The 13,975-nt window shown below is 74.0% G+C and carries 14 protein-coding genes and 3 pseudogenes; 10 read left to right on the top strand and 7 right to left on the bottom strand.

Annotated features, from left to right (window positions below; all coding sequences use genetic code 11):
• Window positions 1-26: 26 nt before the first annotated feature.
• The 6 genes and pseudogenes from ACZ4Z1_RS07250 to ACZ4Z1_RS07275 form a co-directional block, all read right to left on the bottom strand.
• A pseudogene (locus ACZ4Z1_RS07250) lies at window positions 27-332 on the bottom strand (zinc-binding dehydrogenase); the annotation flags it as partial.
• Window positions 333-349: 17 nt separating this feature from the next.
• A complete protein-coding gene (locus tag ACZ4Z1_RS07255) occupies window positions 350-556 on the bottom strand; it encodes a hypothetical protein (RefSeq protein WP_468485875.1) in 207 nt (68 codons plus the stop codon).
• A gap of 52 nt (window positions 557-608) precedes the next feature.
• A pseudogene (locus ACZ4Z1_RS07260) lies at window positions 609-788 on the bottom strand (alcohol dehydrogenase catalytic domain-containing protein); the annotation flags it as partial.
• A gap of 84 nt (window positions 789-872) precedes the next feature.
• A complete protein-coding gene (locus ACZ4Z1_RS07265) occupies window positions 873-1,349 on the bottom strand; it encodes an RpiB/LacA/LacB family sugar-phosphate isomerase (RefSeq protein WP_468485583.1) in 477 nt (158 codons plus the stop codon).
• An 86-nt stretch (window positions 1,350-1,435) separates the two neighbouring features.
• Window positions 1,436-1,876: a triose-phosphate isomerase gene (locus tag ACZ4Z1_RS07270; protein WP_468485876.1), complete on the bottom strand. Its 441-nt coding sequence runs from the start codon at window positions 1,874-1,876 to the stop codon at window positions 1,436-1,438.
• Window positions 1,873-3,192 (bottom strand): aldehyde dehydrogenase family protein, encoded by a 1,320-nt coding sequence (locus ACZ4Z1_RS07275; RefSeq protein ID WP_468485584.1) that lies wholly within the window; start codon window positions 3,190-3,192, stop codon window positions 1,873-1,875. The genes ACZ4Z1_RS07270 and ACZ4Z1_RS07275 overlap by 4 nt, the downstream gene beginning before the upstream one ends.
• A gap of 154 nt (window positions 3,193-3,346) precedes the next feature.
• Between ACZ4Z1_RS07275 and ACZ4Z1_RS07280 the strand changes: the two genes are divergently transcribed.
• From ACZ4Z1_RS07280 to ACZ4Z1_RS07290, 3 genes and pseudogenes are all read left to right on the top strand, one after another.
• Window positions 3,347-3,775, top strand: coding sequence for a MarR family winged helix-turn-helix transcriptional regulator (locus ACZ4Z1_RS07280; protein WP_468485585.1), 429 nt, complete (start codon window positions 3,347-3,349; stop codon window positions 3,773-3,775).
• Window positions 3,776-3,913: 138 nt separating this feature from the next.
• A complete protein-coding gene (locus ACZ4Z1_RS07285; protein ID WP_468485586.1) occupies window positions 3,914-6,067 on the top strand; it encodes a restriction endonuclease in 2,154 nt (717 codons plus the stop codon).
• A gap of 33 nt (window positions 6,068-6,100) precedes the next feature.
• Window positions 6,101-7,093: pseudogene (locus ACZ4Z1_RS07290) on the top strand (phosphotransferase family protein); the annotation flags it as partial.
• Window positions 7,094-7,106: 13 nt separating this feature from the next.
• On the opposite strand, the gene ACZ4Z1_RS07295 reads toward ACZ4Z1_RS07290, so the two are convergent.
• Window positions 7,107-8,054, bottom strand: coding sequence for an aminoglycoside phosphotransferase family protein (locus ACZ4Z1_RS07295; protein ID WP_468485587.1), 948 nt, complete (start codon window positions 8,052-8,054; stop codon window positions 7,107-7,109).
• A gap of 67 nt (window positions 8,055-8,121) precedes the next feature.
• Between ACZ4Z1_RS07295 and ACZ4Z1_RS07300 the strand changes: the two genes are divergently transcribed.
• The 7 genes from ACZ4Z1_RS07300 (at window position 8,122) to ACZ4Z1_RS07330 (ending at window position 13,931) form a co-directional block, all read left to right on the top strand.
• Window positions 8,122-8,379: an MBL fold metallo-hydrolase gene (locus tag ACZ4Z1_RS07300; RefSeq protein WP_468485588.1), complete on the top strand. Its 258-nt coding sequence runs from the start codon at window positions 8,122-8,124 to the stop codon at window positions 8,377-8,379.
• 121 nt (window positions 8,380-8,500) lie between these two features.
• The gene (locus tag ACZ4Z1_RS07305; RefSeq protein WP_468485877.1) at window positions 8,501-8,686 is read left to right on the top strand and encodes a helix-turn-helix domain-containing protein; all 186 of its coding nucleotides are present in this window, start codon (window positions 8,501-8,503) and stop codon (window positions 8,684-8,686) included.
• A 144-nt stretch (window positions 8,687-8,830) separates the two neighbouring features.
• On the top strand, window positions 8,831-10,003 hold the full coding sequence (locus ACZ4Z1_RS07310; RefSeq protein ID WP_468485589.1) for a CapA family protein: 1,173 nt from the start codon (window positions 8,831-8,833) through the stop codon (window positions 10,001-10,003).
• A 209-nt stretch (window positions 10,004-10,212) separates the two neighbouring features.
• Window positions 10,213-10,854, top strand: coding sequence for a TetR/AcrR family transcriptional regulator (locus ACZ4Z1_RS07315; RefSeq protein ID WP_468485590.1), 642 nt, complete (start codon window positions 10,213-10,215; stop codon window positions 10,852-10,854).
• Between the two features lie 321 nt (window positions 10,855-11,175).
• On the top strand, window positions 11,176-12,402 hold the full coding sequence (locus tag ACZ4Z1_RS07320; protein ID WP_468485591.1) for a cytochrome P450: 1,227 nt from the start codon (window positions 11,176-11,178) through the stop codon (window positions 12,400-12,402).
• Window positions 12,403-12,444: 42 nt separating this feature from the next.
• Entirely contained in the window at window positions 12,445-12,639 is a 195-nt protein-coding gene (locus ACZ4Z1_RS07325; RefSeq protein WP_030022493.1) for a ferredoxin, read from the top strand.
• Window positions 12,636-13,931, top strand: coding sequence for an NAD(P)/FAD-dependent oxidoreductase (locus ACZ4Z1_RS07330; protein WP_468485592.1), 1,296 nt, complete (start codon window positions 12,636-12,638; stop codon window positions 13,929-13,931). The genes ACZ4Z1_RS07325 and ACZ4Z1_RS07330 overlap by 4 nt, the downstream gene beginning before the upstream one ends.
• Window positions 13,932-13,975: the final 44 nt, after the last annotated feature.

The following is a 13,975-nucleotide window of genomic DNA, read 5'->3' on the forward strand; positions in this document are numbered from 1 at the left end:
TCACAGCCCGCCACCACGATGCGGATCTCGTCGTTGTAGATCCGGAACGGCGAGAGCCGCGCCGTCTCCTGGTCGGGTGCGCAGCCGAACTGCTGGAACGTGCCGCCGCGGATCGGCCGGATCAGGCCGTCCTCGATGGCGCGTACGTCGCCGGTGCAGCCGGTGACCACCTGCCGGCCGAGCGGATGACCGGCGGTCAGCTCGTCGGCGCTGGTGGCGACGGCGTCCGCGCCGAGCCGGCGGGCGACCGCGAGCCGGTCCTCGTTGATGTCGACCACCGAGACCGAGGTGGCACCGGCACGCTGGGCGACCTGGAGGCAGAGCAGGCCCATGGTGCCCGCGCCGTAGATCAGGAAGTGGTCGCCAGTTCGGGGCCGACGATGTCGAAGCCGCGCAGGATGGTGGAGAGCGGCTCGATGAGCGGGGCGTGGCGGAGCGCGACGGTCTCCGGGAGGTGGTAGCAGTTGCCGGCCGGGACCTTGACGTACTCGGCGGCGGCCCCGTCCACCGTGATGCCGATGGTGCCCCACTTCGCGCAGAGGTTGCCGTGGCCGATGGAGCAGAAGTGGCATGTTCCACAGTAGGTAGACCGCGGGCTCGCCGGAGAACTCGTGCCCGGGGATCACCGGGTACCGCGTCGGCCCGAACTCGCCCGCCAGCATGTGCACGTCGGTGCCGCACAGTCCGGAGGCGGCCACTTCGACGATCACGTCGTCCGGGCCGGGCACCGGGTCGGGGACCTGGCCGACGGACAGCTTCTCCGGTTCCTCGATGACAACTGCGCGCATGGTCGTGACCGCCTTTCGAAGGGGGAGGAAGGGGCGGAGGACGGGCTCAGGCCGCGGGGCGTCCCCGGGACGGGGCGGCCGGGCTCAGGCCGTGGGCACGCCCGGGTACGTCAGGTTGCGCGACTCGACCTGCTTGATCTTCTCCACCTTCGGTGTGGAGCCGCCCCCGGCGAAGTCGCAGGCCAGCCAGTGTCTGAGGCACACCAGGGCGGCCTCGACGCCCATGGTGCGGCTGCCGAAGCAGGCGATCTGCGCGTCGTTGGACTTGCGGGCGCGCTCGGCGCTGTAGCTGTCCGGGATCTGGGCGGCCCGGATGCCGGGCACCTTGTCGGCGGCGATGGCCATGCCGACGCCGGTGCCGCAGACCAGGACGGCGCGTTCGTGCTCACCGCGCGCGACGCCGCGCGCGACCCGCTCCGCGACGTCCGGGTAGTCCTCGCCGTCCGCGGCGCTCAGATCGGTGACCCGGTGGCCGCGTTCGGTGAGGTACGCGGCCATCGCGTCCTTCATGGCGGTCGCGGCGTCGTCGGCGCCGAGGGCGATGCGGTACGTGTCCTGCACGGTGAACTCCCTAGGGGCGAAAGGGAAGCGGGGCGGGCACGCTGCCCGCGGCGACTTCTTCGAGGACCTGGCGCAGGCCGGCGGTGTCATGGGCGAGCCGGCCCAGGAACAGGCCGTCGACACTGCCGGCCAGCCGGCCGAAGGTGCCGGGTCCGGCGGTGCCGCTCCGCGTGTCCGACCGCGACGTACCGGGCGCCCGCCTCGGCGAGCATGTCCGCGGAGACCTCGCCGGTCCACGCGCCGGTCCCGGCCCAGTGCACGTTCTGGGCGCCGTACGCGATGCCCGTACCGGCCAGCAGCTCCCGGGCACCGGCCAGGGCGGGGAAGGCCGGCAGGACGAACAGGTCGACGGACCGGGGCAGTTCCGCCAGGGCGCTTTGGAGGGCGGCCACGTCCGCGAGCCACTTCCGGGTCGCGGCCAGCCCGAAGTAGAGCTTCAGTGATTCGTTATATTTCCCTGTCGCGTGCGATTTCTGTGGTGTGGTGTGGTGGGGGAGGGGTGCCGCGGGTGGTGCTACGTCCGTCAGGCCAGCGGCTTGGACAGGACCGCCTTGCGGTGACTGAACGTCTCGATCGAGTACCGGCCGTGGTAACGGCCCATCCCGCTCTCGCCGACCCCGCCGAACGGCAGGTCCGACACGGTCAGATGGGCGACCGGCAGGCCGAAGCCGAGCCCGCCGGACGAGGTCTCCTCGGTCAGTCGCCGCCGGGTCTGCGCGGACTCCGTGAAGGCGTACAGCGCCAGCGGCTTGTCGCGCTCGTTGACGAAGCCGATGGCCGCGTCCACATCCTCGACCTCGACGATGGGCAGGATCGGCCCGAAGATCTCCTCCCGCATTACCGGGGCGTCGGGCGACACGCCGCCGAGCACGGTCGGCGCGATGTACTTCCGGTCCCGGTCGTGCGTGCCGCCCACCACCGTGCGGCCCGAGCCGAGCAGGCCGGTCAGCCGGTCGAAGTGCCGCTCGTTGACGATGCGGCTGTAGTTCGGCGCGGCGGCCGGGTCGTCGCCGTACGCGGCGGTGACGGCGCGGGCGAGGGCGGGCTCCAGGCGGGCCGCCGTCTCCGGGTCGGTCAGGACGTAGTCCGGCGCCACACAGGTCTGGCCCGCGTTGAGGAACTTGCCGGCCACCAGTCGCGCGGCGACCGCGTCCGCGTCCGTACCGCGGTCCACGAAGGCGGGCGACTTGCCGCCCAGCTCCAGGGTGACCGGCGTCAGGTGCTCGGCCGCCGCGCGCATCACGATGCGGCCGACGGTGCCGTTGCCCGTGTAGAAGATGTGGTCGAAGCGCTGCTCCAGCAGGGCCGTCGTCTCCGGCACACCGCCCTCGACCACCGCGACCGCGTCCGCGTCCAGGAAGCGGGGCAGCAGGCGGGCCACGGCGGCGGAGGTGGCGGGTGCCATCTCGCTGGGCTTGGCGACCACGCAGTTGCCGGACGCCAGGGCGCCGACCATGGGCGCGAGCAGCAGTTGCAGGGGGTAGTTCCAGGGGGCGATGACCAGGACGACGCCCAGCGGGTCGTACACCGTCCACGCTTCCGCGCCGCTCAGGTGGGGCGGCACCGGCGCGGGCTCGGGCCGCAGCCACTGCGTCAGGTGGTCGAGGGTGTGGTCGATCTCGCGCAGCGTGAAGTCGATCTCGGTCCGGTACGCCTCGGCCTCACCCTTGCCCAGGTCCTCGTGCAGGGCCGCGGCGAGGTCTTTGCCGTGCTCGGTGAGCAGGGCGCGCAGCCGCCGCAGCTGCTCGGTGCGCCACTCCAGGGGAGTGGTGCGGCCGGTGCGGAAGGTGGCGCGCAGCCGCGCGACCACGGCGTCCGGCTGCTCGGGGGTGCTGCTGGTCATGGTGTCTCCGATGCGTGCGGGGTGGAGCGAGCCGGGCGCGGCGGGGTGTGTGGGGCCTCGCCCGGGGTCAATCGCTTGACAAGGTCAAGCACCGACTCCAGTCCATGTAAATGCCAACAATTGCCGAAGTCAAGTAACCCGTTATCCTGGCCGCGTGTCCGACACCACCCGGCCCACCCCCGACGACCTCCTCCCGCCGTTCGCCGGCACGGTGCGCGGCTACTACGACGACCTCGCCGCCGCCGCGCTGCGGCACGGCCTGAGCACCGCGCAGGCCCGCGCGCTCATCGCCCTGGAGGAACCGCTCTCGATGAGCGCGCTCGCCGGCCACCTCGTCTGTGACGCCTCGAACGCGACCCGGCTCATCGCCCGCATGCAGGAGCGCGGGCTCGTACGGCGGGAGGCCGCACCCCAGGACCGCCGGAGCAAGGTGGTCACCGCCACCGAGGAGGGCCGGGCGCTCGCTCTGCGGGTGCGCGCCGACATGCACGCCGTGCGCGACGCGCTCGAAGCGCTCACGCCCGAGGAGCGCACCGCCCTGCTGCCCCTGCTGGAACGCCTGCGCACGCTCCTGGGCCGCTGAGGCCCGGCGCCCCGGTCCAGCTCGACCCGGCGGGGGACGACCCGTCGGGATCCCGCTAAAGTCGGATGAATACCCGCTGGTGGAAGGGCCTGTGCGGGCCGTTCGGGGTGGGCTGCCCCAGGGGAGGACCAGATCCACATGAGTCGCCGCTCCAACGGATTAGTGGCCGTCTGGGCCGAGGCGCAGCGTCAGCAGCAGCGCCGCCAGGAGGCTCAGCGGCGGGCCGGCGAACAGGCCCGCCGCGACCAGGAGCGGCAACAGCGCGACACCGAGCGCGCCATGGCCCGTATGCAGCGCGAACGGCAGGCCGCGTACCGGCAGCACCGCGAGGCCGACGCCCGCCGCCGCACCGGGGAACTGGAAGCGCGCATGGCCGAGTTGTCCGGCCTGCTGGCCGGCGGCTGCCGGGCCCCGGCCTTCACCGCCGACGCGCTGCGCCGTCCCGAGTACGTCGAGCCGTTCGCGCCCGGCCGGCTCGCCGTGCCCGTACCGATGCCCGACCCGGTCGCCTACCAGCCGCAGGTCACCGGCTGGAGCCTCGGCGGCGCCCGCCGCGCGCAGGCACAGGAAGAGGCCCGGGCCCGCTACGAGCACGACTGGCACGCCGCGCAGGCCGCGGAGGCGCAGCGCCTGCGCCAACTGGAGGACTACCGGCGGCAGTACGACCAGTGGGCCGCCGGGCAGCTCGCGGAGATCAGGAGCCACAACGCCGCGGTCGAGGCACTGCTGACGGGGCTGCGCGGCGGCGACCCCGACGCGGTGGTGGAGTACTTCTCCGCCGCGCTGTACGCCGTCACCGGCCGGCCGGAGGGCTTCCCGCGCCGCGTCCGCGCCGCCTACGACCCGGCGGCCCGCCAGCTCGTACTGGACTGGGAACTGCCCGGCTTCGACATCGTGCCCGCGGCCAAGTCGGTGCGCTACATGTATACGGCCGACCAGGACAAGGACGTCGCCCGGCCCGTCACCCAGCGGCGGGCGGCCTACCGCGACGTACTGGCCCAGTCCGTCCTGCTGGTGGTGCGCGACCTGTTCGCGGCGGACCCCGCCCGCACGCTCGACTCGGTGGTGGTAAACGGCTTCGTCGACGACGTGGACCCGGCCACCGGGCGCCCCGCGCAGCTCTGCCTGGCCACCGTCGCGGCCCCCAGGGACGCTGTCGAAGCACTGCACCTGGCGCAGGTCAGCGCCGTGGACTGCCTGACCGGCGCATTGCGCGGGCAGCTGTCGGCGCGCCCCGACCAGCGGGCCGCGGTCCGGCCGGTGCGGCAGCCCGGCGACGTCGGCGGCGGTGTGGTGACGCACGGCGGCGCGGCGGAGCCGGACCTGTTCACCATGGACCCGATCGCCTTCGAGGACCTGGTCGCCGAGCTGTTCCGCGCGATGGGGATGCAGGCCGTGACGACACAGCGCTCCGGGGACGGCGGAGTGGACGTGGACGCGCTGGACTCCGACCCCATCCGTGGCGGCAAGATCATCGTGCAGGTGAAGCGGTACCGCAACACCGTGCCGCCGACCGCCGTGCGCGACCTGTTCGGCACCGTCCAGTCCGAGGGCGCCAACAAGGGCGTCCTGGTGACCACGTCCCGCTTCGGCCCCGGCGCCCACGCCTTCGCCAACGGCAAACCGCTGACCCTCGTCAGCGGGCCCGAACTGGTCGACCTGCTGGCCCGCCACGGCCTGCGCGGCCGCCTCGGTGACACCCCGGTTCCCCACCAGCGGCAGGCACCCGCCGAAGAGGAAGGGACGGAGCGGCCCCGGCAGGCCCTGGACACGGCCCCGGAGCCGGAACCGGCCCCGCAGAACTCCGACTCCGGCAGCATCCTCGGCATGAACTGGTCCGGCAGCGTCTCCCTCGACGTCTGCGCGCTGGTCTGCCAGGGCAACCGCGTACTGAGCGACGACCACTTCGTCTTCTACAACAACCCGCGCACCCCGGACGGCACGGTACGGATGCTGTCCGGCTTCGCCCCCGACCGGGCCGCCGTGCAGGTGGCCTTCGACGCGCTGCCCGCCACCGCGGACCGGCTCGTCCTCGTCGCGGCCGTCGACCCGGAGACCGACCCGCACGCGGACCTGTCCGGCTTCACCGACGCGGGCATCCGCCTCGTCGACGCGTCCGGCGCCGAACTCGGGCAGCTGGAGGTCTCGGACGGCCGCAGCGGCGAGACGGCGCTGGTCCTCGGCTCCTTCCGCCGCCGCGCCAACGGCGACTGGGACTTCGTCCTCGGCGGCAAGGGCTACGAAGGCGGCCTGGAGGCGCTGGTGCAGGAGTACGGGATCGAAGTCGCCTGACCTGCGACGAGCGGTGATCGCTGAATTGTGGGCATGGTGACGAATGAGGACGCGTCTCTCTCAGCGGCCGACTGCGACGACCGGCCCCGGGCCGGTACCCGTGCCTGGGTGGAGAAGCGGGTGGGCGGCGGGTGCCGCGTCGAGTCCGCCGGACGGCTGCGCGGTGGCTGGGCCTCGGAGATGCGGCGGCTGCGGACCGGCGCGGGCGGGGGCGGGGACGGCGAGCCCCGGTGGCTGGTGCTCAGGTCCTGCGTCAGGCCGTTCTTCGTGCGGAGCGCGGCGGGACTGCTCACGCGCGAAGCGGACATCCTGCGTCTGCTCGGCGGTACGGACGTGCCGGCGGCGGCGTGCCACGCGGTGGACGCGACGGCGGAGCACTGCGACCACCCGTCGTTGCTGATGTCGCTGCTGCCCGGCAGCGGGCGCGTGGACGAGGCGGAGGCGGCCCTGCGCACGCCGCTGCCGGCGCGCCAGCTCGTCGGCATCCACCAGGTACGCGTCCCGGCCGGGGCCCGCCCGCGCGTGTACGAGGCACGGGCCGCGCCGGACCGGGTGCGGCTGCCCGGAGCCACCGGCCGCCCGGACCTGTGGCGGCGGGCCGTGGACGTCATCCGCCGCGACCCACCCGCGTACCGGCCGTGCTTCCTGCACCGGGACTTCCACCCCGGCAATGTGCTCTTCACCGGGCAGGGCGCCGGCCTGCGGATCACGGGCGCCGTCGACTGGGTGGAGACGTCCTGGGGACCGGCCGGCCTCGATGTGGCGCACTGCTCGACGGCGCTGGCACTCCTGCACGGCGTCCCGGAAGGCATGCGGCTGGCCGACGCCCACCTGACGGCCGGCGGGACGCTGAGCGACGACCCCGCCGATCACCTGTACTGGCGCGTCCTGGACGCCCTCGGGTTCGCCCCCGACGCCGAGAAGGCCGGAACGCCGTGGCGGGAGCCGGGACGCGACGACCCGACGCCGGCCCTGCCGGCGAGCAGGCTGGAGGACTGCCTCGAAGAACTGTTCCGCCGCTTCGGCTGTGCACCGGGCCTCACAGCCCCGCCAGCGCGGCCAGTGTCGCCGCCACCTCCAACTCCTCTTGCCCGTCCTGGATGTCGCCGTGATCGGCGCACCACAAGGCATTCTCCACGGTGCGGGCCGCCGCCCATGCCAGCAGGCGGGCCGGGTCCTCGCCGAGGGCGTCGGCCACCAGCGCGAAGCGTTCGCGCAGGACCGGGCGCGGATCGTCGTACTCGAAGGGGTCGTCGATCTGCTCCAGCAGCGGCCAGGGGTCGTAACCGGGGTCACCGACCATGGGCTTGGGGTCGATGGCCAGCCACGGCCGGCGCCGCGCGGAGAGGACGTTGCCGGGGTTGAAGTCGCCGTGCACCACGACCTCGCGGGTGGCGGTGGCGGGCAGGTCGCGCAGCAGCCGGGCGCCGAGCCGGACGAGGCCGGGGTCGTAGCCGGGCCGGATCCGGGCCATGCGTTCCTCGGTCGTCCCGGCCCATTCGGCGCACACGTCGGCGACCCGCTCCAGTTCGCCGTCGGGCGGTGCGGGCGCGGCCCACAGGTCACGCAGTACGTCGGCGGCCAGCAGCAGCCGTTCGGCCGCGGGGAGCGGGCTGTCGTCCAGTTCCCCGCCCGGCGTGCAGCGTTCGACCAGCAGCGCGTACCGCTCCCGGTCGTGACGCAGCAGCCGTACGGCGCCGTTTCCGTCCCATGCGCGCAGGGCCGGCGCCTCTCCGGCTGCCTCGCGGTGCGGCCAGGTCACCTTGAGCACCGCCTCGCCGCCGTCCGGGAGTTCCACGGGGGCGACCCACGAGCAACTGCCGCCGTGCAGTGGCGCGCCGAGCCGCAGGTCCCACTGCTCCTGGACGGCCCGGACGGTGGCGGGCAGCCGGTCCAGCCACGCGCGTCCGTCCGTGGTGCGGCCCACGGTGGCGTACACGGGCAGGTCGGCGGGGAAGAGGTCGTCGTTCAGCGGGGCTCTTGCCATTCGGGCACCTTAGCCCGCGCGGTGGGCCGCCGGGATTTCGGAGAGCACTTCCAGCAAGCCTGCGGCCATGTGCGGGACCCGGCCGGGGTCGCTGCGGGCCCTCGGAGTGGACCCGGCCGGGCTGGACCTGGTCGCCTTCACCCACTTCCACGGGGACCACACCGGGTGCGTGGACCGTCTCGCGCGCGAGGGGGTCCACGACTTCGGCGTCCACTTCGCCGACCAGCAGCTGGGCGCCGTCGACAGCGGCGGGCGCCGGCGCGCCCGGGGTGACGGGGTGTTCCAGCCGGTCCCGTCGGACACCCCCTGGGGCAAGGCCCGGTGAGAGAGTCCCGCCGGTCCCAGCCGACTGAACTGGACCAGTCGTTCCGTTACGGAGGAGGTGCACCGTGTCCCCGGCAGGCCGGCCCCGCGCCTTCGGCATGGACGAGGTCCTGGAAGCCGCGATGCGGCTGTTCCGGGAGCAGGGTTACGAAGCGACTTCGCCGGCCCGGCTCCGGGAAGCCACTGGCCTGTCCTCGGCGAGCCTGTACGGCGCTTTCGGCTCGAGCAAGGGCTATTCGAGCGGGCGGTGGAGCGTTACCTCGCCGGGCCGGGCCGTGCCACCGGCGCCATCGGCGACACGTCGCTGAGCCCGTGCGAGGCCGTCACCCGCATGCTCCACGGGCCGATCGGCATGCAGGCCGACACATCGCACCCGCGCGGCTGCCTCGTCGCCGTGTCCGGCACCGTCCGGGCCGCCGGGGAGGACGAGTCGGGCTGTTATGCGTGCTGGCATGAACCAGTACCGACCGTACGGCGCCGCCCTGCTGCTGACAGCCCTGGCCGTGGGCTGCGCGGCCCAGCAGGGTGCCGGACGGCCCCCGCGCCCCGCCTCCGGTGGTCACACTTCCGCCTCCGCGAACGGCGCGCCGCAGCACTCCGCCCACCGGGCCTCCGCGGGCTTCACCCTCGCCGCCTCCGGGGACGTCATCGCCTCGTACCCGTCCGTACTGGAGACGGCACGCCAGGACGCCGGAGGCGACGGCTACGACTACCGGGCCATCCTCGCCGGGGTGAAGCCCGTGATCGAAGGGGCCGACCTGGCGATCTGCCACCTGGAGACGCCCTTCGGCCCCGATGGCGGCCCGTTCACCGGCTATCCGGTCTTCAAGGCGCCACCCCAGGTGGCCGACGGGCTCAAGGCCACCGGTTACGACGCCTGCTCCACGGCCTCCAACCACACCCTCGACGACGGCGCCGAAGGCGTCCGGCGCACCCTCGACACGCTGGACCGCGCCGGGATCAAGCACGCCGGCTCGGCCCGGGACGCCGCCGAGGCCCGCCGGCCCGCGCTGCTGAAGGCGCCCGGCGGGGCACGCGTGGCCCAGCTCTCGTACACCTACGGCACCAACGGCGTCCCGCAGCCGAAGGGCAAGCCGTGGACGGTCCGCGTCATCGACGCCGGGAAGATCGTCGCGGACGCGCGGGCCGCCCGCCGGGCCGGTGCCGACGTCGTCGTGGTCAGCCCGCACTGGGGCACCGAGTACCGGACCGAACCGGACGCGCAGCAGCTCAAGGTCGCCAAGGCGCTCACGGAAGCGCGTACGCGCGGCCGGCCCGACATCGACCTCGTCATCGGGACCCATGCACACACCCCGCAGCCGTACGAGAAGCTGAACGGCACCTGGGTGGTCTACGGCATGGGCGACCAGATCGCCGGGATCATGGAGAGCCCGCGCGGCAACTGGGGCACCATCGCCCGCTTCCGCTTCGAGCCGCCCGTGAAGGAGGGGGCGCACTGGCGGGTCACCAAGGCCGAGTACATCCCCCAGCTCTCCGCCCACGGGCCCCCGCTGCGCATGGTCAACCTCGCCGCCACCGGGGACCGTTCCGACGTACGGGAGGGCATCCGCGAGGCCGTCCTCAGCCGGGGAGCGGAGGGGGCCGGGCTCACGATGGGCCGGTGACGGACGCACCGGTGAGGGCGTCGGACCGGTGACGGGGCGCACTGTGCGGGGCGGCGCGGCGGTGGCCCGGTTCGGGAGCGTTCCGCGATGTGAAACCCTGAAGACCGGCCCGGACCGGTCGTGAGCACCACGGACACGGGCTCGCCGGGCGGCTGCCCGACCGGCGGACGGTGACAGCGGTGCGGGACGCGGAAAGGGGCGTGACGGCGGTGGGTGAGAGTGCGGCCGTACGGTCCCGCAATCCACGCGGGCAGGGCGAGCGCCTGCGCGAGGAACTGCTGCGCGCCACCGAACGCCTCCTCGAAGAGGTCGGCAGTGAGGACGCCCTGTCGCTGCGCGCCGTGGCCCGCGAGGCGGGCGTCGCCGCGCCCAGCATCTACCGGCACTTCGCCGACAAGACCGAGCTGGTCTGGGCCGCGCTGGAGGTCAGCTACGAGCGGCTGAGGGCGGCGATGGCGGAGGCGTCGGAAGCGGCGGGAACCGACGACCCGGTGGACCTGCTCCGTGCCCAGCTGCGTGCGTACTGCCGGTACGCCGTCGACCACCCCGCCAAGTACCGCCTGCTGTACGAGACCCGGCAGACGCCGGTCGAACCGGAGCGGCTGGCCGGGCACCCGGCAGGGCGCCTGGTGCGCGGCCTGCACGACGCCCTCACCGCGTGCGAGGCCGCCGGGTGGCGGGTGCGCGGCACCCGCGAGGAGGCGCCGTACGTGCTGTGGGCCGCGGTGCACGGCCGGGTCATGCTGTGGCAGGTCATGCCCAGCCGCAAGGACGCCGAACGGCTGTACCGCTACGTGGACGAGATCCTGCATCTGCTGATGGAGCGGGAGGGGCGGCCGACGGCCTCTTGAGGCCCGCGGACCGCGTTGACGGCCTCGTGGAACCTGCGGACCGCACTCGTCGGCACTGTAATGGCCTGCGGATCGCCGTGAGGCCCGCGGCCCGCTTCGTCGGCCCCACATGCCCCGGCCAAACGGGACAAATGGCGCCCGATCCGGGCGCTTCGGGAGTGCACCGCTTTTTCCGACATCCTGTCGGCGCGCCGCTCCGCGTCTCCCTCGGGACCCCACCCCCGCCGTCGCACCCGTGCATTACGCATGTAAGTTTACGGGCGTTAGGTGAACGTCCGACACAGGGCGCACGCCCCTGCCCGCGTGCTCCCAAGGAGCGACATGACCCCCTCTCCCGCCCCCGCGCCGGCCACCGCGCCCGCGCTGCCCGTGCAGCCGCCGCAGGGCTGCCCGTTCGACCCGCCCGCCGAGTTCGCGCGGCTGCGCACCGAGGCGCCGCTGTCGAAGATCTCGCTGCCGGACGGCACCGAGGCCTGGCTGGCCACCCGGTACACCGACATCCGCGCCATCCTCGGCGACACCCGCTTCAGCTCCGACACCACCCGCCCCGGCTACCCGCTCAGCGGCATGACGGGCGGCGCCACCACCGAACACCGCGGCTTCATCCGCATGGACCCGCCGGAGCACACCCGACTGCGCCGCATGGTCACCCGGGAGTTCATGGTCAAGCGCGTCGAGGCGATGCGGCCCGAGATCCAGCGCCTGACCGACGAGCTGTGCGACGCCATGGAGCAGCGCGCCGGCCAGGACGTGGACCTCGTCGAGGCGCTGGCGCTGCCGGTGCCCTCGCTCGTCATCAGCCTGCTGCTCGGCGTCCCGTACGACGACCACGAGCTGTTCCAGCGGCTCACCGGCACCCTGCTGTCCCGTACGGTCGGCGACGACGAGCGGGAGAAGGCGCGGGAGGAACTGCGCACCTACCTGCACCAGCTGGTGAGCGCCAAGGAGGCGGCCCCGGGCGACGACATCCTCGGCCGCCTGATCACCGAGCAGCAGGTCCCCGGCGAGATCACCCACGACGACGTGGTGGCCTTCGCCGCCCTGCTGCTCATCGCGGGCCACGAGACCACCGCCAACATGATCGGCCTGAGCGCGCTCACCCTGATGCGCGACCGGGAGACCGCCGACCGCCTGCGGGCCGAGCCGGGCCTGATCCGCGGCGCCGTCGAGGAACTGCTGCGCTTCCACAGCATCATCCGCAACGGGCCGCGCCGCGCCGCCACCGAGGACATCGAGATCGGCGGGCAGCTGATCCGGGCCGGGGAGGGCGTGGTGGTGGCCGTGCCGTCCGCCAACCGCGACCCCGAGGTCTTCGAGGACCCCGACGCGCTCGACGTGTGCCGCCCCAACGCCCAGCACCACGTCGCCTTCGGCTACGGCATCCACCAGTGCCTCGGCCAGGCCCTGGCCCGGGTCGAGCTCCAGGTCGTCATCGGCACCCTGCTGCGCCGCTTCCCCGGGATGCGGCCCGCGGTCGCCGTGGACGAGATCCCGTTCCGCAGCGACATGGCGATCTACGGATGCCACACCCTGCCCGTCACCTGGTGACACGCCCTTCCCCCGCCCCGCCTGCCTCAGGAGACTCCTGCCATGAACATCACCCTCGACGCCGACAAGTGCTGCGCCGCCGGCCAGTGCGTGCTGATCGCTCCCGACGTCTTCGACCAGCGTGACGAGGACGGCGTGGTCGTCCTCCTGGACGCCGCGCCGCCCGCCGACCAGCACGACATGGTCCGCGAGGCCGCCGCCATCTGCCCGGCCGCCGTCATCCAGGTACACGAGTGAGCCCCCGCCGCATCGCCGTCGTGGGCGCCTCGGCGGCGGGCCTCGCCGCCGCCGAGGCCCTGCGCCGCTTCGGCTGGACCGGCACCCTGACCCTCGTCGGGGACGAGCCGCACCCGCCGTACGACCGGCCGCCGCTGTCCAAGCAGCTCCTCCAGGGCGCCTGGCAGCCCGACAAGCTGCACCTGCGCGCCGCCGAACAGCTCGACGCCCTCGCCCTCGACCTGCGCCTGGGCACCCGGGCGACCGGCCTGGACACCGCGACCCGCACCCTGACCCTGGACAGCGGCGAGCGGCTGGCCTGCGACGGTGTGATCGTTGCGACGGGCGTCGCGGCCCGCACCCTGCCGGCGGCCGCCGGGCTGGACGGTGTGCACACGCTGCGCACCCTGGAGGACGCGCTCGCCCTCAAGGACCGGCTGTCCGGCACGGGCCGGCGCCTCGTGGTCGTCGGCAACGGCGTCCTGGGCTGCGAGGCCGCGGCCGTGGCGCGCGAGCTGGGCCATGAGGTCACGCTCGTCGGGCGCGAAGCGCTGCCGATGGCCCGTACGGTCGGGCCGCAGATCGGCGAGCTGCTGGCGGCCGAACACCAGGAGCGCGGCGTACAGCTGCGTACCGCCGCTGTCGACGGCTTCGAGGCGGACGGGGACGGGCCGGCGCGGCGCGTGACCGCCGTACGGCTGGCCGACGGCACCCGGCTGCCCGCCGACACGGTGCTGGTCGCCATCGGCTCCGAGCCCGCCGTCGGCTGGCTGCGCGGCGGCGAGGGCCCGGACGAGAGCCTGGACACCACCGACGGGCTGCGCTGCGACGCGTACTGCGCGGCCGCGCCCGGTGTCTACGCCGCCGGTGACGTGGCCCGCTGGCAGCACCCGGTGCACGGGCGCCACCTGCGTGTCGAGCACCGGATGAACGCCACCGAGCAGGGCATGGCCGCCGCCCGCAACCTCCTCGCCGAGCTGGAGGAGACGCTGCCGGACGGCGGGGACGGGGCACTGGCCCCCGCCGCCGGGCGGGAGCGCCGTCCGTTCACACCGGTGCCGTACTTCTGGTCCGACCAGTACGGCCTGAAGATCCAGGCGTACGGAGTGCTCGGCGGCGCCGACCGGTCCGAGGCCACCGTCCTGGACCCGGACTCCAGGAAGGCCGTGGCCCTTTACGGGCGCGCCGGCCTGGCCACCGGCGTCCTGGCGATCGGTGTGCCGCCCCGCCAGGTCAGGGGCCTGCGGGCGCTGATCGCGACGCCCGCTCCCTGGGACGAGGCCCGCGAGGGCGTACGGAACGCCCTCGCGTGACGGCTGCCGCGGGCCCGTCCCTCCCCGACCACGGGGACGGGCCC

Source organism: Streptomyces sp. NPDC030165 (assembly GCF_055573595.1).